The organism is Sphingomonas sp. TX0543 (genome assembly GCF_048565505.1).
Classification (GTDB): Bacteria; Pseudomonadota; Alphaproteobacteria; order Sphingomonadales; family Sphingomonadaceae; genus Sphingomonas.
Genome location: NZ_JBLZUS010000002.1, coordinates 698,977 through 724,473, shown reverse-complemented (window position 1 = coordinate 724,473; position 25,497 = coordinate 698,977). Strand labels below are relative to the sequence as shown.

Annotated in this window: 20 protein-coding genes; 12 read left to right on the top strand and 8 right to left on the bottom strand. The window is 66.4% G+C overall.

Annotated elements, in window-relative coordinates; translation table 11 throughout:
* Positions 1–11: 11 nt before the first annotated feature.
* Positions 12–809 carry a DUF72 domain-containing protein gene (locus ACM61V_RS04150; RefSeq protein ID WP_137788230.1) on the top strand — a complete coding sequence of 266 codons (798 nt, stop codon included), beginning with the start codon at positions 12–14 and terminating at the stop codon, positions 807–809.
* On the opposite strand, the gene ACM61V_RS04145 is transcribed toward ACM61V_RS04150, so the two are convergent.
* From ACM61V_RS04145 to hemC, 3 genes are read right to left on the bottom strand one after another with little or no spacing between them, the layout of a single operon-like run.
* Complete coding sequence (locus tag ACM61V_RS04145) at positions 802–1,698, bottom strand: hypothetical protein (protein ID WP_137788231.1); 897 nt, start codon at positions 1,696–1,698, stop codon at positions 802–804. The genes ACM61V_RS04150 and ACM61V_RS04145 overlap by 8 nt on opposite strands.
* Before the next feature lie 24 nt (positions 1,699–1,722).
* The gene (locus ACM61V_RS04140; RefSeq protein WP_419713815.1) at positions 1,723–2,391 is read right to left on the bottom strand and encodes a uroporphyrinogen-III synthase; all 669 of its coding nucleotides are present in this window, start codon (positions 2,389–2,391) and stop codon (positions 1,723–1,725) included.
* Complete coding sequence (hemC, locus tag ACM61V_RS04135; protein WP_137788233.1) at positions 2,388–3,287, bottom strand: hydroxymethylbilane synthase; 900 nt, start codon at positions 3,285–3,287, stop codon at positions 2,388–2,390. Before hemC ends, ACM61V_RS04140 begins: the two co-directional genes overlap by 4 nt.
* A gap of 63 nt (positions 3,288–3,350) precedes the next feature.
* Between hemC and tsaD the strand changes: the two genes are divergently transcribed.
* The 3 genes from tsaD to ACM61V_RS04120 are packed head-to-tail and all read left to right on the top strand — an operon-like array spanning position 3,351 to position 5,877.
* The gene (gene tsaD / locus ACM61V_RS04130) at positions 3,351–4,376 is read left to right on the top strand and encodes a tRNA (adenosine(37)-N6)-threonylcarbamoyltransferase complex transferase subunit TsaD (protein WP_137788234.1); all 1,026 of its coding nucleotides are present in this window, start codon (positions 3,351–3,353) and stop codon (positions 4,374–4,376) included.
* The gene (locus ACM61V_RS04125; protein WP_137788235.1) at positions 4,373–5,344 is read left to right on the top strand and encodes an NAD(P)H-dependent glycerol-3-phosphate dehydrogenase; all 972 of its coding nucleotides are present in this window, start codon (positions 4,373–4,375) and stop codon (positions 5,342–5,344) included. Before tsaD ends, ACM61V_RS04125 begins: the two co-directional genes overlap by 4 nt.
* A gap of 2 nt (positions 5,345–5,346) precedes the next feature.
* Complete coding sequence (locus tag ACM61V_RS04120; RefSeq protein WP_137788236.1) at positions 5,347–5,877, top strand: DUF1697 domain-containing protein; 531 nt, start codon at positions 5,347–5,349, stop codon at positions 5,875–5,877.
* On the opposite strand, the gene ACM61V_RS04115 is transcribed toward ACM61V_RS04120, so the two are convergent.
* Positions 5,874–6,026 carry a DUF1674 domain-containing protein gene (locus tag ACM61V_RS04115; RefSeq protein WP_137788237.1) on the bottom strand — a complete coding sequence of 51 codons (153 nt, stop codon included), beginning with the start codon at positions 6,024–6,026 and terminating at the stop codon, positions 5,874–5,876. The two genes, ACM61V_RS04120 and ACM61V_RS04115, sit on opposite strands and share 4 nt — an antisense overlap.
* A 40-nt stretch (positions 6,027–6,066) precedes the next feature.
* Here ACM61V_RS04115 and ACM61V_RS04110 point away from each other — a divergent pair, with 40 nt between their 5' ends.
* The 4 genes from ACM61V_RS04110 (at position 6,067) to purH (ending at position 11,453) form a co-directional block, all read left to right on the top strand.
* The gene (locus ACM61V_RS04110) at positions 6,067–7,359 is read left to right on the top strand and encodes an RsmB/NOP family class I SAM-dependent RNA methyltransferase (protein ID WP_137788255.1); all 1,293 of its coding nucleotides are present in this window, start codon (positions 6,067–6,069) and stop codon (positions 7,357–7,359) included.
* Between the two features lie 69 nt (positions 7,360–7,428).
* A complete protein-coding gene (gene rpe, locus ACM61V_RS04105) occupies positions 7,429–8,091 on the top strand; it encodes a ribulose-phosphate 3-epimerase (RefSeq protein WP_137788238.1) in 663 nt (220 codons plus the stop codon).
* Entirely contained in the window at positions 8,088–9,821 is a 1,734-nt protein-coding gene (locus tag ACM61V_RS04100; protein WP_137788239.1) for a heparinase II/III family protein, read from the top strand. Before rpe ends, ACM61V_RS04100 begins: the two co-directional genes overlap by 4 nt.
* Positions 9,822–9,881: 60 nt before the next feature.
* Complete coding sequence (gene purH, locus ACM61V_RS04095) at positions 9,882–11,453, top strand: bifunctional phosphoribosylaminoimidazolecarboxamide formyltransferase/IMP cyclohydrolase (protein ID WP_137788240.1); 1,572 nt, start codon at positions 9,882–9,884, stop codon at positions 11,451–11,453.
* Between the two features lie 25 nt (positions 11,454–11,478).
* On the opposite strand, the gene ACM61V_RS04090 is transcribed toward purH, so the two are convergent.
* The 4 genes from ACM61V_RS04090 to nadB all read right to left on the bottom strand — a co-directional run bounded on the left by ACM61V_RS04090 (position 11,479) and on the right by nadB (position 18,704).
* On the bottom strand, positions 11,479–12,996 hold the full coding sequence (locus ACM61V_RS04090; protein ID WP_137788241.1) for a lipopolysaccharide biosynthesis protein: 1,518 nt from the start codon (positions 12,994–12,996) through the stop codon (positions 11,479–11,481).
* Positions 12,997–13,024: 28 nt separating this feature from the next.
* Positions 13,025–15,790 carry a DNA polymerase I gene (gene polA, locus ACM61V_RS04085; RefSeq protein WP_137788242.1) on the bottom strand — a complete coding sequence of 922 codons (2,766 nt, stop codon included), beginning with the start codon at positions 15,788–15,790 and terminating at the stop codon, positions 13,025–13,027.
* 78 nt (positions 15,791–15,868) lie between these two features.
* On the bottom strand, positions 15,869–17,011 hold the full coding sequence (locus ACM61V_RS04080; protein WP_137788243.1) for a serine hydrolase: 1,143 nt from the start codon (positions 17,009–17,011) through the stop codon (positions 15,869–15,871).
* Between the two features lie 112 nt (positions 17,012–17,123).
* A complete protein-coding gene (gene nadB, locus ACM61V_RS04075) occupies positions 17,124–18,704 on the bottom strand; it encodes an L-aspartate oxidase (RefSeq protein WP_137788244.1) in 1,581 nt (526 codons plus the stop codon).
* A gap of 93 nt (positions 18,705–18,797) precedes the next feature.
* On the opposite strand from nadB, the gene thiL reads away from it, so the two are divergent.
* The 4 genes from thiL (at position 18,798) to infA (ending at position 25,488) form a co-directional block, all read left to right on the top strand.
* Positions 18,798–19,685 (top strand): thiamine-phosphate kinase, encoded by an 888-nt coding sequence (gene thiL / locus ACM61V_RS04070; RefSeq protein ID WP_137788245.1) that lies wholly within the window; start codon positions 18,798–18,800, stop codon positions 19,683–19,685.
* Between the two features lie 110 nt (positions 19,686–19,795).
* Positions 19,796–21,958 carry a sodium-translocating pyrophosphatase gene (locus ACM61V_RS04065; RefSeq protein ID WP_137788246.1) on the top strand — a complete coding sequence of 721 codons (2,163 nt, stop codon included), beginning with the start codon at positions 19,796–19,798 and terminating at the stop codon, positions 21,956–21,958.
* A gap of 212 nt (positions 21,959–22,170) precedes the next feature.
* Positions 22,171–25,071 (top strand): TonB-dependent receptor domain-containing protein, encoded by a 2,901-nt coding sequence (locus ACM61V_RS04060; protein ID WP_349290338.1) that lies wholly within the window; start codon positions 22,171–22,173, stop codon positions 25,069–25,071.
* Positions 25,072–25,242: 171 nt separating this feature from the next.
* The gene (infA, locus tag ACM61V_RS04055) at positions 25,243–25,488 is read left to right on the top strand and encodes a translation initiation factor IF-1 (RefSeq protein ID WP_026325702.1); all 246 of its coding nucleotides are present in this window, start codon (positions 25,243–25,245) and stop codon (positions 25,486–25,488) included.
* The last annotated feature ends 9 nt before the right edge of the window (positions 25,489–25,497 follow it).

Genomic DNA, 25,497 nt, shown 5'->3' with positions numbered 1-25,497 from the left:
AAGCTGGCCGGATGAGCAACGGCACGATTCGCATCGGCATCGGCGGCTGGACGTACGAGCCATGGCGCGGCACCTTTTTCCCGCCAAAATGGCCCGTGAAACGCGAGCTGGAATATGCCGCCGGCAAGCTGACCGCTATCGAAGTAAATGGCACCTATTACAGCGGCTTCAAACCGGCCACCTTCGCCAATTGGGCAAGGGCGGTGCCGGACGAGTTCGTGTTCACGCTCAAGGCCTCACGCTTCTGCACGAACCGCAAGATATTGGCGGAAGCCGGAGAATCGGTCGCACGCTTCGTCAGCCAGGGCATTGTGGAACTTGGCGACCGGCTCGGCCCGATCCTGTGGCAATTCATGGCGACGAAAAAGTTCGACGCTGATGATTTCGGCGCGTTCCTCAAGCTGCTGCCCGCGTCGCACGAGGGCGTGAGACTGCGTCACGCAGTGCAGGTGCGGCACGAATCCTTCGCTGACCCGGCATTCGTCCAGATGTGCCGCGCAGCCGGCGTTGCGATCGTCTATGCCGATTCTGCCGATCATCCCTCGATCGCCGATATCACAGCGGACTTCATGTATGTCCGGCTGGAAAGCGGCGTCGAGGACGAACCGGCTGGCTATTCACCCGCCGGGCTGGATCGCTGGGCGGCGGCGGCGCGCGAATGGGCCGCAGGCAGCGCACCCGATGGCCTTCCATATGTCGACGCGGCCACCCCACCGGAGACGCCGCGCGACGCGTTCATATTCTTCATCAACGGCGCGAAAGTGCGCGCGCCAGCCGGCGCGGTGGCGCTTATCCAGCGCGTCAAATAGCGTCCGGTGCCGGCTGAACGGCCGGGTCGGCGGCGCCGGGCGACGGAGAGGCTTGCGCCTCGTCCTGCTTCGGCGGTGCGGGCGGCGACAGCATCAGCGCAGCCGCCTCGATCGCGTCCAGTGCCCGATGCGCATCGAGATAGCGGCGAGCGGCATTAGCCCAATTGCCCGAATTGGTTGCACCCGGCAGCCGCGATACCTCGGCGATCGCCGCCTGTACCTGTCCGGATTCGAGCAGCCGCCGCGCCCGCGCCAGCCGCTCAGCTGGCAGTTGCGACGGTGTCCTCGCATCGTGCAGTATCACCAACTTGCCAAGCTGCCGCCGCACTCCCTCAAGCCAGCCGTCGTCGCCGTTCACGAGAACGTCGGCGTTGGTATCCAGCGCCTGGCGCAGCGCGGTGAGGGTGACCGGCTGGCGCGCCGCCTGGATAATAGTGGCCACCGGGCCCGGCGCGATCTGGCCAAAACGCTCGCGCAGCTGAACCTCGAGATAACCGAGCGGCATGCCGCGATCGATCGCGCGACGGGTGGCGAAGGCGACCATCATCGCCTCGGCCCGACCTGCCTGGGCAGCGGCAGCGGCGGAGCTTGTATCGATCCCCGCGGCACGCGCCTCCAGCGCCGCGAGTTGCGCGGCCAAGGCGGTCTCGCGCGTCTCCAGCGCATTCAGCGTTGGCGCGGGCACAGCCACCGCCGGCGCGGGAGCCGGCCCGGCTGGCTGAGACGAGGGCTGGTCCTGCGGGGCCGTCTGAATGAACCAGCCGTCGGAATTGCGCATCGCCACGAACATCAGCGCGATGCCGACAACAAAGGCGAGCACGGCGAGAGTCATCACCAGCCCGACCCGCGGCCGGCGCGCGGCGGTTTCGCTCGGCATAGGATCGTTCATGGTGATACTATCCCCGTCCCGGCCTCACGGGTCAATCGCGAGCTTGGCAGCAAGAGCGGTGAGCACCACATCGTCGGGACGCGGCGCGACGCCGATCGTGCCCCAGCCGCCGCCAACGGACTGGGCCACCGCCTCGCTAAGCGCGGCGATACGGACCTTATGACGCGGCACGGCATCACGATCGACGAGCGCGGCGAAATGCCGGGCGGCACGTGGCGAATGCAGCAGCGCCACCTGTCCACACGCCACCTCGAGCGCGCCGGGCGGCGGGTATAGCGCGTCGCTCCTATAAACGGTCATGCTGGTGACGCCCGGCAGGTCGATTCGATCGCGGCCGGCGAGATGCAGCAGGCGCGAAAAGCCGACCTGGTGCGCCCCTTCGACCGCTTCGCGACCGTCCGCGGCACCGGTGACCGCAACCTGAAATCCGGCGGCCCGCGCCGCTCGCGCGCTTCCCTCGCCGACGGCCACCACCGGCAGCGCGGTCAGTGCTTCCAGCCCGATCCCGCCGTGCCGCATCGCATTGGCGCTGGTGACGAGCAGCGCGTCGAATGTTTCGTTCAGCGGAGACCAGGCGACCGGCGCGATCACGAAAAGCGGGAATTCAAGGGCCGGTATGCCCAAAGCGGCGAGCCGGGCGATCGTCTGCCCGCCACCGGGCGCGGGGCGCACGACGATCGCGTTCCGCATCATCCACCGAACAGCTGAGTGATCGCGATCGGCGCCCGTGCCAGCAGATCGCGGGCCAGCGCGCCCGAGATATCCTCGCCCGGCGCGCCGCTTATCGTCCCGTCCACGGCATAGGCGCCTTCCTCCGAAAGAAGCTGCCCACGCAACGTGATGCGCGCCCCCTCGATCCGCGCCAGCGCGCCGACCGGGGAATGGCATCCCGCACCCAGCGCGGCAAGAAACGCGCGTTCGGTGAACACCGCCATGCTCGTATCGCGATCGTCGATCGCCGCGACGATCGCCACCGCCGGTGAGTTCGCGCGCACCTCGATCGCGATCGCGCCTTGCGAGGGCGCCGGCAACATCTCGCCAGCCGAGATAACCGTGCCAAGATCGTGCCGGCCCAGCCGGTCCAGCCCGGCGGCGGCGAGCAACGTCGCGTCAACCTCACCGGCGGCGAGCTTTTCCAGCCGCGTCGCGACATTGCCGCGAAACAGCACGATCTGCAGATCCGGCTTCAGATTGAGCAGCTGCGCGCGGCGGCGCGGCGAGCTGGTGCCCACCACCGCTCCCTTCGGCAGCGCCGCGATCGAATCCGCGCCGATCAGCCGGTCCCGCACATCGGCGCGCGGCAACATGGCGGCAATGACGATCTCTGGCGGCCGGATCGTTTCGACATCCTTGCCCGAATGAACACAGGCATCGACCTCCCCGGCGAGCAGCGCCCGATCGAGCTCCTTGGTCCACAACCCCTTGCCGCCGATCTCAGCCAGCGCGCGATCCTGCACCTTGTCGCCAGTGGTCCGCATGGGCACCAGCTCGACCGAAAGGCCCGGATGCACCGCGACGAGCGCGTCGCGCACCATCTCCGCCTGGGTGAGCGCAAGGGGGGACGCACGGGTGCCGAGCCGAAAGGTCATGCGCCCCGATGGCCGATGGCGCGCCCTTCGACAAGATCGCAGCGATTGGATAGAAGGCGGGACATGCTGATCCTTGGCCTTGAATCCTCCTGTGACGAGACCGCCGCCGCGCTGGTGAGCGACGGGCGACAGGTGCTCGCGCACCGGCTCGCCGGGCAGGAAGCCGCACATCGCCCCTATGGCGGGGTAGTCCCCGAAATCGCGGCGCGCGCGCATGTCGAGGCACTGGAGCCGCTGATCGAGGCTGCGCTGGCGGACGCCGGCATCACGCTCGATCAGGTGGACGCGATCGCCGCGACGGCAGGACCGGGGCTGATCGGCGGTGTGATGGTGGGCCTGGTCACCGGCAAGGCGCTGGCGCACGCGGTCGGCAAGCCGCTGGTCGCGGTCAATCATCTGGAAGGCCATGCACTCAGCCCGCGCTTGTCCGATCCCGATCTCGCTTTCCCTTACCTGCTGTTGCTCGCTTCAGGCGGGCATTGCCAGTTGCTGCTGGTGGAAGGTGTCGGACGCTATCGCAGGCTCGCCACCACGATCGACGATGCGGCCGGCGAAGCCTTCGACAAGACGGCCAAATTGCTTGGGCTGGGCTTTCCCGGCGGTCCGGCGGTGGAGCGCGCTGCCACGCTTGGCGATCCACGCTCGGTGCCGTTGCCCCGCCCGCTGCTCGGATCGGCAGAGCCGCACTTCTCCTTCGCAGGCCTCAAGAGCGCGGTGGCGCGCGCGGTCGGGCATCATGCGCCCGAGGATATCGCCGCCTCGTTCCAGCAGGCGGTAGTGGACTGCCTGATCGACCGCACGGGCCGCGCACTCGATCGCACCGGCGGCGCGACGGCGCTGGTCGTGGCCGGCGGCGTCGCGGCGAATGGCGCTGTACGCGGCGCGCTGGAGAAACTGGCGGCGGCGCGCGGGCTGCGTTTCGTCGCCCCACCGCTGTGGCTGTGCACCGATAACGCGGCCATGATCGCCTGGGCGGGGGTCGAGCGGTTCGCGGCAGGCCTCACCGATCCCCTCGACACGCCGGCGCGCGCGCGCTGGGCGCTCGATCCCACGGCAGAGGCAGTCCGGGGCGCGGGAGTAAAGGCATGAGGATCGGCGTGCTCGGTGGCGGCGCCTGGGGCACCGCGCTCGCACAGGTGGCGGCGCGCGGCGGCGACGTGATGCTGTGGGCGCGCGAACCGGAGGTGGTTTTGGCGATCAACGCCAGCCACACCAACCCCTTGTTCCTGCCCGGCGTCCCGCTCTCTCCGGCGATCCGCGCGACCGAAGCGCTCGCCGATCTGGCGGGCATGGATGCGCTGCTGGTGGTTGCCCCCGCTCAACACGTCGGCCGCGTGCTCGCCGACACACCCGTGGGCGCCACCCCGCTGGTGATGTGCGCCAAGGGAATCGAGGCGGGCTCGCGGCGGCTGGTGGGCGAGGTCGCGCAGGCCGCGCATCCCCGCGCGCCGATCGCGGTGCTCTCCGGCCCCACGTTCGCGCATGAGGTGGCCGCCGGGCTGCCCACCGCCGTCACGCTGGCATGCGAGGATGCGGCGCTGCAGGCGCGGCTGGCGGAGCGGCTGGCCGGCCCGGGCTTCCGCCCCTATGCCTCGAGCGACGTGATCGGCGCGGAGATCGGCGGCGCGGTGAAGAACGTCCTCGCCATCGCCTGCGGGGTGGTGGAGGGCGCCGGGCTGGGGCAGAACGCCCGCGCCGCGCTGATCGCGCGCGGCTTCGCCGAAATGACCCGCTTCGGCCTCGCGCGCGGCGCGCGGGGCGAAACGCTGGCGGGCCTTTCGGGGCTGGGCGATCTGGTGCTTACCTGTTCATCGACCAGCTCGCGGAATTTCTCGCTCGGGCTAGGTCTCGGGCGCGGCGAGAAGGCCGCGGACCTGCTCGCGGACCGTCGCACGGTGGCGGAAGGCGCGTTCACCGCCCCGGTGTTGGCAGAGGCAGCGCGTGAGGCGGGGGTTGATATGCCGATCGTGACAGCGGTGCGCCAGCTGCTCGACGGTGCCGACGTGCGCGCCGTAACGCGCGACCTGCTCGCCCGCCCGCTGCGCGACGAGGCCTGACGATGCGCTGGGCGGCGCTGCTCAAGAGCATCAACGCCGGCAAGAAGGTGGCGATGGCCGAGCTGCGCGATTTCCTGCGTGCCGAGGGGATGGGCGATGTCGCCACGCTGCTCGCCTCCGGCAACGCGCTGTTCGACAGCGACGAGAAGGATGCGGCAACGCTGGAACATCACCTGCGTGCCGCCGCGCGCGACAGGCTGGGCCTCGATACCGAATGGTTCCTGCGCGATCATCCCGCGCTGGCATCGATCGTCGCCGCAAACCCCTTCGTCGAAGAGTCGCGCATCCGGCCGAACCATGTGCAGGTGTTCTTCCTTCACGAGCCGCTCGCCCCGGCGCTGCTCGATACGCTGGCGACCATTCACGAAGGGCCGGAACGCCTGCACGCTATCGACCGCGCGCTGTTCGTCGATTACCCGGTGGATATCGGCAATTCGAAACTGCCCCAGGCGATGGCCAGAGCAAAATTCCCGAAGGCGGCAACCGCACGTAACTGGAACACGATTCTCAAGCTGGTCGAACTGACCGCCTAGAAATCGACCGCGATCCCTTTCAGCTCCCAATCACCATAACGCGTCGGATCGCGATCGGCGGGGCCAGGCTGCGCGGGTGCCGGCTTGGGCACCGGGCTGTTCGGCGACAGATAGGCCGGCGGCTTTACATGGGCTGGGCGTTTCGACATTGCTCTTCCGATCGGGCTGCCAAGCCGCCACATGGGCGTGATGACAACCCGCGCCAAGCCCCATATCGCCCGATCCAGCACCGCAGAGCCGCTCGGCACCAAGACGCGTCGCGCAGCAATGCGTCTGCTCGACGCGGTGTTGCGGCGGGGCGAGGCGCTGGAAGCGGCGTTTCCCGCCGCGACACGCGACGTTCTGTCGCCGCCCGATCGCGGCCTCGCCCATGCGATCGCTGCCGAAACGTTGCGGCGGCTGCCCGATCTCGACGCGTTGATCGATTCCGCCACCCAGCAGCGGCTGCCCGACGACGCCAAGGCCCGGATGGCGCTGCGCATCGCGCTTGCCCAGACACTGGCGCTCGGCACGCCGCCGCACGCCGCGATCGCGACCGTGCTGCCATTGGTCGATGGCGGCCCCCGTCGACTGGTTCATGGCGTGTTCGGAACGCTGGCGCGGCGCGGCGCGACATTGCCGGAAATTCCGACGCTGCCAAACCCGGTCGCCGAGCGCTGGCGCGCCGCCTGGGGTGATGAAATGGTCTCCGCCGCCGCGCGCGCGCTGGCGGTGCGGCCGCCGCTCGATCTGACCCTGCGAGACCCTGCATGGGCGGGACTGGAGGGGGAGAGCTTTGCGCCAGCGCACCTGCGTCTGACGGACCCCGACCCCGTGCCGGACCTGGCCGGGTTCACGGAAGGTGCCTGGTGGGTGCAGGATCTCGCAGCCTCAATCCCGGCGCGACTGATTGGCACGGGCACCGGCCACGCGCTCGATCTGTGCGCCGCGCCAGGGGGCAAGACGCTCCAGCTCGCCGCAGCCGGCTGGCAGGTGACGGCGGTGGACGCCTCCAAAAGTCGCGCCGCGCGACTCAGCGAGAATCTCGCCCGTGTCGGACTGAAGGCCGAAACGGTGATCGCGGACGTGCTGCAATGGGCACCCGACACTACGGCCGACGCCGTCCTGATCGACGCACCGTGCAGCGCCACCGGCATTTTCCGCCGCCACCCGGACGTGCTCTACCGTGCCCACGCGGGCGTAATCGCGGAAACGGCGGCGCTGCAACAGCTCATCCTGAAACGTGCGGCGGACTGGGTGCGGCCCGGCGGCACGCTGGTGTACGCCACCTGCTCGCTGGAGCCTGAGGAGGGCGAGGAGCAAATCGCGCGGCTGCTGGCCGAACGCGGCGATTTTGCCGTCATGCCGCCAATTGACGGTGAACTGCCCGAGGGAATCGCCGCACAGGCCGACGGGTTCGTCCGTACCCTTCCCGGAACCGTCGAGGCGAAGGGTGGCTGCGACGGCTTTTTCGTCGCGCGGCTGCGACGCGCTTCCGCCTGAGCGAATCGCACGTTAAGGCTGCCTCGCACTCGCCAGCCCGGCGGGGATTCGATGCAGCAGCGGAGCACCATGACCAAGCCAGTCCGTATCGCCCCCTCCATTCTTTCCGCCGATTTTGCAAAACTGGGCGAAGAGGTGCGCGCGATCGACGCCGCCGGTGCGGACTGGATTCACGTGGACGTGATGGACGGCCATTTCGTGCCGAACATCACGATCGGCCCGGCGGTGGTGAAGGCGCTGCGCCCGCACACGACCAAGCCGTTCGACGTCCACCTGATGATCTCCCCGGTCGACGTCTATCTCGATGCCTTCGCGGAAGCCGGGGCAGACACGATCACCGTCCATCCTGAGGCCGGCCCGCACGTCCACCGCACCGTCCAGCACATCAAGAGCCTGGGCAAACGTGCCGGCGTTGTGCTGAACCCCGCGACGCCGATCGATATCCTCGACTATCTGCTCGACATGATCGATCTGGTGCTGGTGATGAGCGTCAACCCCGGCTTTGGCGGACAGAGCTTCATCGATAGCCAGTTGCGCAAGATCACCGCGATCCGCGCGCTGATCGACGCCAGCGGCCGGGACATCGATCTGGAAGTGGATGGCGGAATCGACCAGCGCACCGCGCGGCTGGCGATCGATGCCGGCGCCGACGCGCTGGTCGCCGGCACGGCCACTTTTCGAGGTGGCCCCGATGCCTATGCCGCCAATATCCGGGCGCTGCGGGGCGAATGAACGATCAGAGCGGCGGTCCCGACGCCGACGGGATCGAGCAGGGCAAGCGGCTGGTTCGATCAGGTGGTGACCGTGGCCTGTCGCTCGCCGAGCGCCTGTCGCAAACGCTGGATCGGCTGACGTGGCGCACCCCGATCCACTCCTTTCGCCTGAAGGGCCGCTATCCGCTGAAGCTGATCGCGGTGCCCGACGATCCGCTGTTCGGCGATGCGGCGCGCGGGCAGGCGCTGCTCGAGGGCGAGATCACGTGGCGCGGCGACGTACGCGCGATCCCGGCAGTCGATTTTCGCAATCTCGATGTCACACCGGGTTTTGCCGATTATATCCAGTCCTTCGCCTGGCTGCGAGATCTCTCTTCGGTGGCGACACGGGCGAAAGGCGCACCCATCGCAGAGGGCCTGATGGCGCGTTGGCTCTCCGCCCACGCCGAGAAGGTCTCGGGAACGGCATGGCGACCCGATATCTGGGGCTGGCGCATTCTTTTCTGGACGACGCACGCGCCGCTGATCCTTTCATCCACCGACCTCGTCTATCGTTCGAAGGTGTTGAACACGCTCGCCCGCGGCGCGCGGCATCTGGAGCGCGGCGCGGACAAGACGCCACCCGGCCCTAAGAGGATCGCCGCCTGGTGCGGGCTGATTGCCGCGGGCCTGCTGATACCCGGCGGCGATCCGCGCCGGCTGGCTGGCGAAGCGGGGCTGGCGCGCGCGCTCGGCACCGCGCTGTTCGAGGATGGCGGCGCGGTTAATCGCGCACCGGATGCGCTGCTGGAGATCGCGACGCTGCTCGCAATGCTGCGCGAATGCTATGCCGCGCGCCGGATGGAACTGCCCGACGCGGCGGAGGCGGCGCTGGCACGCTTGATCCCGGCGCTGCTGGGCGTCTGCCACGCCGATCGCGCGCTCGCTAGCTGGCAGGGCGGCGGCCCGATTCCGGCCGAGCGCGTGGCGCAGGTGATCGAGGCGACCGGTGTGCGCGCCCGGCCGCTGAAGCAGGCCCGCGAATGGGGGTATCAGCGGCTTACCGGGGGCAGTGCGGTGCTCATCATGGATGCGGCGCCCCCGCCGATCGCGCGGGTCGTGGAAGGCGGCTGTGCCTCCACGCTGGCGTTCGAGCTATCGGATGGCGCGGCGCGGCTGATCGTCAATTGCGGTGGCGGCCGCGCCGCGTCGTCCCGCCTGCCGCGCGAACTGGTCGACGGCCTGCGCACCACCGCGGCGCACTCGACGCTGACGCTCGAGGATTCGAATTCCACCGCGACCCTGGCCGATGGCAGCCTGGGAAAGGGCGTGGCCGAAGTCGAGCTTTCCCGACAGGAATCCGACGGCGCGGGGCGGATCGAGGCGAGCCATGACGGCTATGTGCGCCGCTTCGGCTTCCTCCACCGCCGCCAGCTCGTGCTGACGAGTGACGGCCGCGAATTGCGCGGGGAAGATTCGCTGCTCCCCAAGGGCCGGCGGCGGCGGGCCGGCAGCACGCCGTTCGCGATCCGCTTCCACCTTGGGCGCGGCGTGGAGGCATCTCCCACCGCCGATGGCCTCGCGGCGGTGTTGCGCGTTCCGGGCGGCGCGCTGTGGCAATTCCGCGTGCGCGGCGATGCGCTCGCGATCGAGGAAAGCCTGTGGATCGATGCCGAAGGCCGGCCGGTTGCGACGCAACAGCTCGTCATCACCGGCTCAGCGGATGCTGGTGGCGCCAGCGTGAGCTGGGCGCTGAAGCGCGCGCGCTAGCGTTTGCGGGCATCCCCTTCTAAGAGGCCGCGCGAGTCCTCCCAGCTTCGCAAGGCCGATATGACCACGATCCCGATCAAGCGCGCGCTTCTCTCCGTTTCGGACAAGACGGGAGTGGTCGATCTCGCTCGAGCGCTGGCGGAGCGGGGTGTCGAGCTCGTCTCGACCGGCGGAACGGCCAAGGCGTTGCGCGATGCGGGGCTTACCGTGCGCGACGTTTCGGACGTCACCGGCTTCCCGGAGATGATGGACGGCCGCGTCAAGACGCTGCACCCCATGATCCACGGCGGGTTGCTTGCCGTGCGCGACGATGCCGCGCACCTGGCCGCGATGGCAGAGCATGAGATCGGGGCGATCGATCTGGTGGTGGTGAACCTGTATCCATTCGCGCAGACCGTCGCGAAGGGTGCGGGGCGCGACGAGGTCATCGAGAATATCGATATCGGCGGCCCATCGATGGTGCGATCCGCCGCCAAGAACCATGCCTATGTCGCAATCGTCACCGATCCGGCCGACTATGAGATCGTCGCCAGTGGCGAAACAAATCTTGAGGAACGCAAGCGTCTCGCCGCCAAGGCATTCGCCGCCACCGCCACCTATGACGCCATGATCGCGAGCTGGTTCGGCTTGGCCGATCAGGGGCAGCAATTTCCCGCGACACTTCCGTTCGTGCTCCAGCACCCGACTGTGCTGCGCTACGGCGAGAACCCGCATCAGCAAGCGGCGTTCTACAACCATGCCGGCCCCGCGACGCCCGGCATCGGCCAGGCGCGACAGGTGCAGGGCAAGGAGCTGAGCTACAACAACCTCAACGACGCTGACGCCGCGCTGGAGCTCGTCACCGAGTTCCGTGAAGCTGGGCCGACCTGCGTGATCGTCAAACACGCCAATCCATGCGGCGTGGCAAGCGGGGCATCCCTGGCCGAAGCCTATGAGGCGGCCTTTGCGTGTGACACGGTTTCCGCATTCGGTGGGATCATCGCGCTCAATCGCACCCTCGACGCTGCCACCGCGAAGGCGATCACCGGCATCTTCACCGAAGTAGTCGTCGCACCCGATGCAGACGCGGAGGCGATCGCGCTGTTCGCGGCAAAGAAGAACCTGCGCCTGCTGCTGACGGGCGCTTTGCCGGATCCTGCGCGCGGCGGGATGACCGCCAAGTCGATCGCCGGCGGCTGGCTGGTCCAGTCGCGCGATAACGGGGTTCTGACCGACGAGATGCTCAAGGTGGTGACGAAGCGCCAGCCCACGCCGCAGGAACTGGCCGACTGTCGCTTCGCCTGGACAGTCGCCAAGCACGTCAAGTCGAACGCGATCGTCTATGCCAAGGACGGCAGCACGGCGGGCGTGGGGGCGGGCCAGATGAACCGGCTCGAATCCGCCCGAATCGCCGCCTGGAAAGCGAAGGACGCCGCAGAGAAGGCTGGCTGGGCGGCTCCGCGCACGATCGGCTCGGCGGTCGCGTCGGACGCTTTCTTCCCCTTCGCCGATGGCCTGCTCGCGGCGGTCGAGGCCGGGGCTACGGCGGTGATCCAGCCGGGTGGCTCGATCCGTGATGCGGAAGTGATCGCCGCGGCGGACGAAGCGGGGCTGGCGATGATCTTCACCGGGATGCGCCACTTCCGGCATTGATGCAGGCTCGCGGCGCGCGCCTAGCCTAGCCGGTGATCGCTCCGGCGCTGGTCAGCGTCGTATCCTCGACGTGCGGCTTCTTGCTGAACAGCGCGCGATCCGCCGCGCCGAATGCCCAGCGCCACAGAACGAATAGATAGACGGCGGCGATCGCGGGAATGCCGAATATGAGTTCGGCCCATTCGAAGCGATGCGGCAGCAACGTGAAGAGCCCGCCGATCGCCCCCGCCGCGATCGCCGCCCATAGCAGCGGCCAGCGCAGTGGCGAGACGGAGCTATGCAGCAGTCGGCTCAGCACACGCGCCTTGATAATCGAGGTGAGGGCAAGGCTCAGCATCAGCGCAACCGCCGGGCCCGCTGCCTGGAAAGCCGGCGGCCAGCCAAGTGCGCGCATCGCGAAAATCAGCGCGAAGCTCAGCAGCACCTGCGACGTGAGCATCACTGCCGAAATCACCAGATTGCGATGCCGCGCCATATAGACGAGCGCGGATTCACACACCGCCCCGGTGGAAGCGAGCACCTCCGCCGTCAGCAAGAAGGCCAGCGCGGCCGTGCCCGCCACGAATTGCGGGCCGACAATCCCCATCACCGCTTCGCCGGGGATCGAGCCCATCAGCGCCAGCCCGCCCTGCGCGGCGATGATCCAGAACGCAACCTGGCGTACCTGTTCGGCAATCGCGGCGCGGTTGTCGCTGGCAAGATTGCGGGTGATGACCGGCCCAAGGATTGGATCGAAGGAGGTCTTCAGCTTCTGCGGCAGCGACGCGACCTGCTGCGCCATGTAATAGATGCCGACGATCTTCGGCGCGAACAGCAGACCCAGGATGAAGCGATCGACATTGCGCGTGCCCCATTCCAGCGCGTCTGCTCCGGCGAGCGGTACGTTGCGCCGCGCCAGCGCGAATAGCTCGGAAAGATGCGGGGACCAGCCCCGTGGCAAGCCATAGCTGCGGATGAATGGCACGAGGCTCGCCGTCAGCGCCGCCACCATCGAAGAGACATACGCGAGCACCAGCCCGTCACGCGTGGTGAAGAACGAAAATATCCACGCCGCGATCGAGATCGTCCACGGCTCCACCACTGCTCGCGCCGTCACCGTCGCGCGCACGTTCAGCCGATAGGCCAAAGCCGCGAGGCTGATATCAGACCAGGCGACCGCGAGAATGATGAGCGGCAGATAGCGATCCAGCCCCGCGATATAACTGTTGGGGTACATGACCTCAGGAAAAATCCACAGCACCGCGCTCGCGGACAGGCTCAGGATGCCGCCGAGCACCATCGCGTCCCACACGACGTGGACATGCGGTCGCTCGGTCGTCGCCAGCGCCTGCGCCAGCCCGCGTTTCAGGCCCAGCGTGGAGACCAGCGCGGCAAGCTCCACCACCACGACGGCGATCGCGAAACGCCCGACGAGATCAGGCCCATAGAGCCGCCCGGCGATGAACAGGAACGGGATGCGCGCCATCAGCCGCAGGATGAACCCGGCGACGTTGGTGCGCCCGCCCTTGGCGAGGGTCGCGATATCCTGCGATGGCCCGCTCATCGCCGGCGCTCCCGACGCCCGCGATAGTTCAATGCGCTGCCCCCCAGCTTTCGCCGACACCGATTTCCACCGCGAGCGGCACGTCCAGCTTTACCACCGGCTCGGCGGCGGTGGCCATCACATGCTCGATCACCGGGCGGGCGCGCGCCACTTCCGTTTCGGGAAGCTCGAACACCAGTTCATCATGCACCTGGAGCAGCATCCGTGTGCCCGTCAGCCCCGCCTCGGCCAGCGCCGGCTCCATGCGCGCCATCGCGCGCTTGATGATATCGGCGGACGAGCCCTGTATCGGCGCGTTGATCGCCGCACGCTCCGCCCCCTGCCGCTCGTGCTGGACCTTGGATCTGATACGCGGGAAATGCGTCTTGCGACCGAACAGCGTTTCGGTAAAGCCGCGTTCGCGCACCTGTGTCAGCGTTTCCGCGATATAGCGATTGATCCCCGGGAAGCGCTCGAAATAACGATCGATCATCGCCTGCGCCTCGTCCGACGAGACGTCCAGCCGCCCTGCAAGACCCCAGCGGCTGATGCCGTAGAGGATCGCGAAATTGATCGTCTTGGCGCGACCGCGCGTGTCGCGATTGACCTCGCCGAACAGTTCCTGCGCGGTGAGCGAGTGGATGTCGTCACCACGCGCGAAGGCATCCTTCAGCGCCGGCACGTCCGCCATGTGCGCGGCGAGGCGCAGTTCGATCTGCGAATAATCGGCTGCCAGGATCACGTTGCCCGTCTCCGCGACAAAGGCATCGCGAATCTGGCGACCGGTTTCGGTGCGGATCGGGATGTTCTGAAGATTGGGATCGGTCGACGAAAGCCGCCCGGTCTGCGCCCCGGTCAGACTGTAACTGGTGTGGACGCGGCCGGTGACGGGGTTGATCTGCTCCTGCAGCGTATCGGTATAGGTGTTCTTGAGCTTGGTAAGCTGCCGCCAGTCGAGCACCCGCGCCGCCATCTCCGCACCGGGCGAATCCTTGTCGGCAGCGATCCGCTCCAGCTCGGTCACGTCGGTCGAATACACGCCGGACTTGCCCTTGCGGCCGCCCTTGATCCCCATCCGCTCGAACAACACGTCGCCCAATTGCTTGGGGCTGCCGATCGTGAACGGCGCACCGGCGATGCCGTGGATCGCCGATTCCAGCGCCGCGATCTCGGTATCGAATCCGCGGCTGAGCTGCGCCAGACGCTCCCGGTCTACCTTGATCCCGCGCCGCTCCATTCGCGAGACCACTGACACAAGCGGCCGATCAACCATCTCGTAGACGCGCGTCGCACCCTCCACCGGCAGCCGCGCGCGGAAACGACGCCACAGCCGCAAGGTCACGTCCGCATCCTCGGCCGCGTAGCGGGTCGCGGTTTTCAGATCGACTTCGTTGAAGACCAGCTGCTTCTTCCCCGTGCCGACCACCTCCTTGTAGGCGATACAGCTGTGCGACAGGTGCGTAGCCGCCAGTTCGTCCATGCCATGTCCATGCAGCCCGGCGTCGAGATCGAAGCTCATCACAATCGAATCATCGTAGGGCGCAACATCGACGCCCAACCGCGCGAGCACGATCATATCATATTTCAGATTATGCCCGATCTTGAGCACGCCGGCGTCGATGAGCAGCGGCCGAAGCTTCGCCAGCGCCACTTCGCGATCAATCTGCGCCGGCTTTTCCGCAAACATGTCGCTGCCGCCATGCGCCAGCGGGATGTAGCACGCGCGATTGGGCGCGAGCGCCAGACTGATCCCAACCAGCTCCGCCAGCATCGGATCTTTCGCCGTCGTTTCGGTATCGATCGCCACAAAGCCCTGATGACGCGCTTCCGCGATCCACCGATCGAGCGCCGCTTCGTCGGCCACCGTTTCGTAGCCGTCGTGGTCGCACGGCGGATCATCCTCGTGCGTTATCAGGGCCGAGGGCGCGGGCGCGGGCTGCGGCGTGTCCGCGACCTGCCCCAGCTTGGCGAGCAGCGACTTGAAGCCGTGATGCTCCAGGAACGCGCGCAACGGTGCTTCCGGTATGCCGTTCAGCACCATTTCGTCGAGCGGCTGCGGCAACGGCACGTCGCTCGCCAGCTCCACCAACCGACGGCTGAGCCGCGCCATCTCGGCGTGTTCGATGAGATTATCGCGCAGCTTGCCGGCCTTCATCCCCGGCGCGGCGGCGAGAACCGCCTCGACGTCGCCGTGCTCGAGAATCAGTTTGGCGGCAGTTTTCGGGCCGATGCCCGGAACGCCGGGTACATTGTCCACGCTGTCGCCCATCAGCGCCAGCACCTCGCCAAGCTTGTCGGGGCCGACCCCGAATTTCTCAACCACCGCTTCCGGCCCCATCCGCCGGTCACGCATGGTATCGAGCATATCGATCCCCGGCTCGGTAAGGAGCTGCATCAGATCCTTGTCGGAACTGATAATCGTCACCTCCCAGCCCTGCGCCAGCGCCGCCTTGGCATAAGAAGCGATCAGATCGTCCGCCTCCCACCCCTTCTCCTCGATGCACGGTAGCGAGAAGGCCCGCGTCGCATCGCGGATCATCGGGAATTGCGGGACGAGGTCTTCCGGCGCGGGCGGCCGATGTGCCTTGTACTGATCGTACATCTCGTTCCGGAAGGTCTGCTCGGATGCGTCGAGGATCACCGCCAGATGCGTCGGGCCATCGGCTTCGTGCAGCTCTTTCGCGAGCTTCCACAGCATCGTGGTGTAACCATATACCGCGCCCGCCGGCTCCCCATGCTGATTGGTTAGCTTCGGCAGGACGTGATAGGCGCGGAAGATATAGCCCGAGCCATCGACGAGATAGAGATGCGGCATCGCGGCGGAATAGCCCGGATCGCGCGGCGGACCAATCCCGCTTGTTGCATCGGCGCGATCAGTCGTTGAAACGGAAGATCAGCTGCCCGGCGCGTCCTCGTCGCTCGCAGCCAGCGCCTGATTGACGCGCGAGCCTGTGAGCGCTCCTGCGGCGGCCTGGATAAGCTGCTGGCGATCGCGCATCGGCCGCATCGTATCGCCGATCATCACCGCAATCGCGTAACGCCGGCCATCAGGCGCGGTAAGCAACCCGACATCGTTGAACCCGGCATTGCGGCGACCAAGCTCCTGCCCGGTTCCCGTCTTGTGCTGCAACGACCAGCCCGGCGGCAGCGCCGCCTTCAGCCGCGCCCGCCCGGTGACGGTGGAACCCATCGTGGCAAGCAGGAAGCGCGTCGACGTTTCCGACAACAATTCTCCACGCGCGAGGCGCGACAGCGCATCGGCAATGGCGAGCGGCGCAGCGCCATCGGGCGGATCGGTGATATAGGCTTCGAGCGCTGCGGCGCGCACCTCCGGCGCAAGCCGCGAGCGCGCGATCTCGAAGCTGTTGCCGAGCGAATAGCTTTGCTGCCACGTCAGGCCGGCGGTTCGCGACTGGAGCAACCGCTCACCCGGGCCGAAACGGATATCGCCAAGCTGCTTGCGCTCGATGAACGAGCGCACCGCCGCCGGCCCGCCCACCAGCGTCAGCAGCCGGTCGTTGGCGGTATTGTCGCTCTGTGTGAGCGCGCGGGTCAACAAGGCCGATACCGTCGTCTGATAGCCGCCCGGCTTCACCAGGGACGCGATCGGCTGATGAAACAACGTGAGATCCGCCGGATAGATCGTCACCGGATCGTCGAGCCGAAGGCGCCCGCTATCCCGCTGGTCGAGCACCGTCATCGCAACCCACAGCTTGCTTACGCTCTGCTGCGGCATACGGCGGCGACCGCCGCTCTCGACCGTCCAGCCCTCGTCAACCGCGCGGATCGCAACGCCCGCGATGCCGGGGAAGCTGCGCACCAGCGCATCCACACGAGCGACCAGTTCGCGCGGCGCGTCGTTACGCGGGCGCGAGAGGACCCGCGGAACCGGGAGCGAGATCACATAGGCCGGCGCACCGACGTACGTAGACGAGGGAGCTGCCGCTGATGTGCCGGGCCGCGAGCCGGACCCGCACGCGACCAGCGCGAACGTGCCCAAACCAACAATCAGCCAACGAACACGCAAAGCGATCATACCAGCAGAATGCCCACCCCGACCCGAAAATCAGGTTAAACCCGATCGAGGCCGCGAAAGAAAACAGCGGCTTGGCACAATCGCGATGAACCGCGCCTGATCCGCGACAGATTCATGGAACGAGAATCGTGTCGGCGGCCCTGGGCATTTTTTCAGGCCAATCGGTGTTGTAATGCAGCCCGCGGCTTTCGTGGCGCTGCAGCGCCGATCGGACGATCAGATCAGCCGTCTGGAGCAGGTTGCGCAGCTCGATCAGATCGGGCGTCACCCGGAAGTGGCCATAATAGTCGCCCACCTCTTCGGTCAGCAGCTTTATCCGGTGCGCGGCGCGCTCCAGCCGCTTGGTGGTGCGCACGATGCCGACGTAATTCCACATGAACCGCCGGATCTCCGTCCAGTTCTGCTTGATGACGACTTCCTCGTCGGAATCGGTGACACGGCTCTCGTCCCACGCGCGGATCGGCGGCACAGCGGCGAAGACCTCCCAATTGGCCGCGATATGCTTCGCCGCCGCCTCGCCGAACACGAAACATTCCAAGAGCGAATTTGAGGCCAGCCGGTTCGCGCCGTGCAGCCCGGATTGGGTACACTCTCCCGCCGCATAGAGATTGGGAAGATCCGTTCGCCCATCACGATCGATCACGATCCCGCCGCAGGTGTAATGCTGCGCCGGCACCACCGGGATCGGCTGCGTCGTCATGTCGATACCGAGCCCGAGCAGCTTCTCGTAGATGTTCGGAAAATGCCCGCGCACGAAATCGGCCGGCATATGGCTGATGTCGAGATGGACGTAATCGAGCCCAAGGCGCTTGATCTCGTGATCGATCGCCCGCGCCACGATATCGCGCGGCGCCAGCTCCGCCCGGGGATCGAAATCGGGCATGAAACGGTGGCCGGTATCGGGGATCTTGAGCTGCCCGCCCTCACCGCGCACCGCCTCGGTAATCAGAAAATTCTTCACCTCCAGATTGTAGAGGCAGGTCGGATGGAATTGCATGAATTCCATGTTCGAGATCCGACAGCCCGCGCGCCACGCCATCGCGATCCCATCTCCCGTCGCGCCACGCGGCGCGGTGGAGAAAAGATAGGTGCGCCCCGCCCCGCCCGTCGCGAGGATCGTCGCGCGCGCGGTGAACAGATTTACCCGTCCCGTGCGGCGATCGACGGCGTAGACACCCCACACATTGCCCGCACCGGAATAGCGTTCCTCATGCCTGCTGGTGGCGAGATCGATCGCTACCTGATCGGGGACGAGCGTGATGTTCGGATGCTTCTCGGCCGCGCGTTGCAGCGCCTCCTGCACGGCCCAGCCGGTCGCATCGGCGACATGGACGATGCGGCGGTGCGAATGCCCCCCTTCCCGCGTCAGATGGAGCGCGTCGCCCTCGGTGGCGAAGGGCACGCCCAACGCCTGTAGCCGGTGGATAGCGGCCGGGGCATTTTCCACCACGAATTCCACGGTCGCACGGTCGTTCAGGCCCGCGCCGGCGATCATCGTGTCCTCGATATGGCTTTCGAACGTGTCGCCTGGCTCCAGCACTGCCGCGATCCCGCCCTGCGCCCAGGCGGTCGAGCCCTCGTTGAGCGCCCCCTTCGCCAGCACCGTCACCTTGAAGCGATCGGCAAGATTGAGCGCCGCGGTGAGGCCGGCGGCGCCGGAACCGACGATAAGGACGTCACTGGTGCTGGTCATGCGCGCGTTGTTGCACGAAAGTTGCGCCGCGCGACAATCACAATCTGCCCGCGGCTTTGCGCCCAGTGATGCGAGACCGTATAGCGCGACGCCATGATCGAGGCGGAATTCATCGCAGCACTGCGCCGGCTGCCTCTGCATCCGGGCGCTTTGGGCCTGGCGGATGATGCTGCGCGGCTTGGCGCGTTCGTCATCACGACCGACACGTTGGTGGAGGGGGTGCATTTCCTACCGTTGGATCCGCCCGAGGATGTCGCGTGGAAGCTCGTCGCCACCAATCTCTCCGATCTAGCCGCCAAGGGCGCGCGGCCCGAAGGCGTCCTGCTCAACTATCCGCTGGGCGATGACCGCTGGGATCGCGCCTTTGTCGCGGGGCTGGCGGCGGCGCTGGCCGCGTTCGATTGCCCGCTGATCGGCGGAGATACGGTATCGCTACCGGAAGGCTCCGCCCGTGTACTGACTTTAACCGCATTCGGCGCTGACGCCATGGCGCCGGCACGTAGCGGCGCGCTACCCGGCGACGCCCTGTGGGTAACTGGAACGATCGGCGATGCCGGTGCGGGCCTTGCCATCGCGCGCGGCAGCGCCGGATCTGACGCGCTGCTCGCCGCCTATCGCCGGCCCCGGCCGCGCATCGCGGAAGGGCGCCTGCTCGCGCCGTTGGTTCATGCGATGATGGACGTATCGGACGGGTTGTTGATCGACGCATGGCGAATGGCGGCGGCGAGCGGCTGCGCCGTGATGATCGATCTCGCACGTGTGCCGCTATCCGCCGACTATCGCGCGACCGGCGCGGACGCGTTGGCCGCCGCGACCGCCGGGGACGATTACCAGCTCCTGTTCGCCGCGGCGCCGGACATACCGATCCCCGTTCCAGCGACCTGCATCGGCGCGTTCCGCGAGGGCAAAGGGCTGGCGCTCATGGATGGCGATCGCGTGGCGCCCCTCCCGGCGCGGCTCGGATTCGAACACCGCGCCTGACGCGCGGCGGGTTGCGCGCGCGCAACTCGACCTATACGCCTTCGTCATCCGTGTTACGAAAAAGGGCAACAGCCCCCGAGTGCGGAAACGAAATTAGGGGAAGGAATGCGATGACGACAGTCCATATCGCCATCCTCTGCGGCTTGTTGGCCGTGGTCTATGGCTTCGTTACCAGCCAGCAGGTGCTGCGCGCCTCGCCAGGCAATGAACGAATGCAGGATATCGCGGCCGCCATTCAGGAAGGCGCGAAAGCCTATCTCTCGCGGCAATATACCACCATCGCCATCGTCGGCGTGATCGTGGCCGTGATACTGGCCGCGACACTCGGTCTAACCTCCACGATCGGTTTCGTTATCGGGGCGATCCTGTCCGGCGTGGCCGGCTTCGTCGGCATGAACATCTCGGTGCGCGCCAACGTGCGCACGGCCGAAGCCGCGCGCGGATCGTTGCAGGGCGGCTTGACGATGGCGTTCCGCTCGGGCGCCGTTACCGGCATGCTCGTCGCGGGGCTGGGGCTGCTCGCGATCGCTACTTTCTTCTGGTATCTCACCGGCCCGGGCGGCCATGCGCCAAATGATCGGGTGATCGTCGAGGCGCTTACCGCACTGGCATTCGGCGCGTCACTCATCTCGATCTTCGCCCGGCTCGGCGGCGGCATCTTTACCAAGGCGGCGGACGTCGGGGCAGACCTCGTCGGAAAAGTCGAGGCCGGCATTCCCGAGGATGACCCCCGCAACCCGGCGGTGATCGCCGATAACGTCGGCGACAACGTCGGCGATTGCGCGGGGATGGCCGCCGACCTGTTCGAGACCTATGTGGTGACGCTCGGCGTCACGATGGTGTCGATCGCGCTGCTGATCCACGCAGATGCGGCTGATCTGATGAAGCTTATGACGTTGCCGCTCATCGTCGGCGGCGTTTGCATCATCACCTCGATCATCGGCACTTACATGGTGCGGCTGGGCGGCGGCTCCATCATGGGCGCGCTGTACAAGGGCTTTGGCACCTCGGCGCTACTGTCGATCCCGGCAATCTGGCTCGCCACCAAATATACGCTCGGCGACATGAACGCGGTGATTGGCGCGCCGGGCTTCCTCGATCAAACCGGCGATGCGCTGGGCAGCGATCCGGTGGCCCCGGTGGTCACCGGCATGGGCTTTACCGGAATGGATCTGTTCTGGTGCATGATGATCGGCCTTGCGGTGACGGCGCTGATCGTTTGGATCACCGAATATTACACGGGCACCAACTATCGGCCTGTCAAGTCGATCGCCAAGGCATCGGAAACGGGCCACGGCACCAATGTGATCCAGGGCCTGGCGATCAGCCTGGAGGCGACCGCGCTGCCGACGCTGGTGATCGTGATCGCGGTGATCGCGGCATACAAACTTGCGGGCGTCATCGGCATCGCTTTCTCGGCAACGTCGATGCTGGCGCTTGCCGGCATGGTGGTGGCGCTCGACGCTTACGGGCCGGTCACCGACAATGCCGGCGGCATCGCCGAGATGGCAGGGTTGCCTGATGATGTGCGTCACAGGACCGACGCGCTCGACGCGGTCGGCAACACCACCAAGGCGGTAACCAAGGGCTATGCGATCGGCTCGGCGGGGCTTGCCGCGCTGGTGTTGTTCGGCGCTTACACCACGGATCTGCAGACCTACTTCCCCGATACGCAGGTCGATTTCAGCCTCTCCAACCCCTATGTGATCGTCGGGCTGCTGCTGGGGGCGCTGCTCCCCTATCTGTTCGGCGCCTTCGGGATGACCGCGGTGGGCCGCGCGGCCGGTGCGGTGGTCGAGGAGGTGCGCGACCAATTCCGCAACAATCCGGGCATCATGGAGGGGACGAGCCGGCCGAATTACGGCCGCACCGTCGATCTCGTCACCCGCGCGGCGATCCGCGAGATGATCGTGCCATCGCTGTTGCCGGTGCTGTCACCGATAGCCCTCTATTTCATCGTCTCACGCGTCGAGAATCAGGCCGCGGGCTTCGCCGCGCTTGGCGCGATGCTGCTCGGCGTGATCGTCTCCGGCCTTTTCGTCGCCCTCTCGATGACTTCTGGGGGTGGCGCATGGGACAATGCCAAGAAATATATCGAGGACGGGCATCACGGTGGCAAGGGATCGGAGGCGCACAAGGCCGCCATCACCGGTGACACCGTGGGCGATCCCTATAAGGACACCGCCGGCCCCGCCGTGAACCCCATGATCAAGATCACGAATATCGTTGCCCTGCTGCTGCTCGCGGCACTTGCCGGGCATGTCGGCGGGTAAACACCCTGGCATTCCCTGAAAAACGCTGCCCCGCGCCTGGAAACAGGCGCGGGGTTTTCGTTTTCATGTTGCCCGATTGCCACGCCACGGCGCAAATCACGCCTTGACGCCGCGCGCGCGCTTGCACCTGCCGTCCAACAATTGTCACACTCCCGTCACGATCCGATCAGCCCGCAGAGGCGCGGACGACAACAGGGGACATCAAGATGCGAATGACGAAGTCGTCCGTTCAGGCGGGAATCGCGCTTATCGCCATTTCCTCCGCACTCGCCAGCGCGCCGGCCTGCGCCCAGGCCGCGCCTGATCCTGCCGCCAGCCCCGAAATCACCCAGGGCGACGTGATCGTGACAGGCTCGCGCATCCGCCGCGATCCGCTCGACCAGCCTCAGCCGGTGGTAACGATCGATCAGTCCGCGATCGCCAAGACCGGCCTGTCTTCGCTCGCCGACGTGCTCCAGCGTCTGCCGTCCTCGTCAGGCGGCCTCAATTCCAAGTTCAACAACTCCGGCAATCTCGGCAATCCGCCGGATGGCGGTGGCGTTGGCGCCGGCTCGGCCGCGATTGACCTGCGCTATCTCGGCGCCAAGCGCACGCTCGTGCTGGTGGACGGCATGCGTTACGTGAACGGCGCCTCCGCCAGCGGGATTCCCGGAACGGTCGATCTGAATTCGATCCCCGACGTGATGATCGAGCGTGTCGAAGTGCTGGAGAGCGCTGCATCCGCGCTGTACGGTTCGGATGCGATCGCGGGCGTGGTGAATATCATCACGCGATCGAACCAGAAGGGGTTCAGGGCGAGCGCGCAATATGGCCAGTATCTGAGCTACAATGATGGCGCGACGCAAAACTATCAGTTGAGCTGGGGCGGCGGCGGCCCATCGACCCACATGGACGCCGGAATCTTCTACACGAAACAGGATTCGGTCAGCGCGCGCAACCGCTCGATCTCGCAATTCCCGAACCCCGGCCAGACGAGCTGTACCGATCCGATCGGCGGCTGCTCGAGCGGCGCGGTGAACGGCCGTATCGTGTTCAACCAGGGCGATCCGTCGCTGCCCGCTGGCGGCAGCATCACGCCGCGCAACCCACCTCTTAACGGCCGCGGCGTCTATGACCCGACGCTTGTGGGCGGCGATTTCCGCGCCTTCACCACCGCCGACCGCTTCAATTTCGCGCCGTACAATTATTTCCTGACGCCGAATGAGCGTTATGGCGGCTTCTTCAATGGCCGCGCGGAATTCTCCGATGCACTCAATCTGAGGATCAAGGCGATCTACAATCGCCGCAATTCGCAGAATCAGGCAGCCTTTCTGCCGCTGTTCGTCGGGCCCGACGCGGGCAACGGCAATCTGCTCGACACGATCTCCATCGATGCCACCAATCCCTATAATCCGTTCGGCATCACGCTGAATTCGGGCACCAATGGCCAACCGGCGACCTATTCGTTCATCGGCCGTCGCGTGGTCGAGAACGGGCAGCGCACTTACACGCAAACCGTTGACACGATGTCGTTCACTGCGACGCTGGATGGCAAATTCAAGCTTTTCGGACGCAACTGGTATTGGGACGCGAACGCCGAGTTCGGCTTTAACGACGCCAAGCAGCTTTTCACCGGCAATATCAACGCGGCGAAGCTGGCGCAGGCGCTCGGCCCGGTCAGCCAGTGCACCGGCGCGTGCGTGCCGTTCAACATCTTTGGCGGCGCCGGCTCGATTACGCCGCAGATGCTGGCATTCGTGGCTTTCGACGAGCATTCGCGCAGCCAGCAGGAATTGCAGGATTACACCCTCAACGTCTCGGGTGAGTTGTTCGACCTGCCCGGCGGCCCGGTGGGCATCGCGCTCGGCTATGAGCATCGCTATCAGGAAGGCAGCTTCACGCCCGATCCAGTGATCCAGGCCGGTCTTGGCTCGGATATCCCGGCGCAGGCCGCACGCGGCAGCTATATGATCGACGAATTTTATGGCGAGTTGCGCCTGCCGCTGCTCAAGGATGTGCCGTTCTTTCATTCGCTGGAGGTGAATGGCGCGGTGCGGCACTCGAACTATTCAACCTTCGGCGGCAATACGACGCTATCGGGCGGCGTGCTGTGGAAGCCGGTGGCCGATTTCCTGCTGCGCGGCAGCTATGCCGAGAGCCTGCGCGCGCCGACGATCGGCGAACTGTACGGCGCCAAATCACGGTTCGATCAGCCGCTCAACGATCCGTGCACCAGCGCCGCCGGCGGCCAGTTCCAGAGCAACGCTTCTGTGCGAGCGAACTGCATCGCAAATGGAGTGCCGGCAAACGGCAGCTACGCCGAACCGCAGGGCGGCCAGCTCCCGGTGCTGACCGGCGGCAATCTTGCATTGAGGCCGGAAACCGCGCGCACTTTCCTGTTCGGGGGTGTTTACAGCCCGGCCTGGGCTCGTTCGGGCTTCGCGCAGGCGCTGAGCCTCGAGGTCAATTACTATGACATCAAGGTAAACGGCTCGATCTCGTCGATCCCGGCGGGCACTTTGCTCGATCGGTGCGCGCTGACCGGGGATGCGCTGTCGTGCGCAGCGGTGCAGCGCACTAGCAATGGCTTCATTTCGGCGATCAACGGCGTGTTGCTCAACACCGGCGGGATCCGAACGCGCGGCATCGATGCTACGCTGACGCTGCGTACGCGTGAGGGTTCTGCCGGCACGTTCGGGTTGAGTGTCAGCGGAAATTACCTGCTGAAATATTCTGAGACGCTGCCCGCCACCAATGGCTCGACGACGATCAATTATGTCGGCACGGAGCGCGGAAGCCCCGATCAGGCCTATCCGCGCTTCAAGGGGCAGGCGACGATTGACTGGTCGCTTGGCCCCGTGGGCGCAGCATTCACGGGTCGCTATATCGGCAGCGTATACGAGCAGATCGACAGCACGACGCGCAATACGCTTGGCAGCCGTTTCTACGGCGACGTGCAATTCCGGCTCAGCCCGGGCTGGGTCGACAACAAGATTGCTCTGACGCTCGGCGTCAACAACGTCTTCGATCAGGGACCGCCGGCATGCTTCACGTGCAGCCTGAACAATTATGATCCCACCACCTATGACGTGCCCGGCCGCTTCGGCTATGTCCGGTTGAGCTACGGCTTCTGATCCGTTGTGAAAGGGGCGTTCGCCGAGGCGGGCGCCCTTTTTGCAGATGGCGGGCGAGCAAGGCTTGCGGTTTCCCGCGTCCGCGGCGGCCTCGGAGCGGCGCGATGCTTCCCAAACTCCGCGCTTTCCGTTAAGGGCGCTCGCGCATTCCCAGCACGGAAAGATTTTTGTTTGGCGAAAGAAGAACTCCTCGAGATGCGCGGCCAGGTGGTCGAGCTGCTGCCCAACGCGATGTTCCGCGTAAGGCTTGAGAACGATCACGAAATCCTCGGCCACACTGCCGGCAAGATGCGCAAGAACCGCATTCGTGTGCTGGTCGGAGACGAGGTGCTCGTTGAACTGACTCCTTATGACCTCACCAAAGGGCGCATCACCTATCGCTTCATGCCCGGCCGCGGCGGCCCCGGCCCGCAATAACGCGCCGGA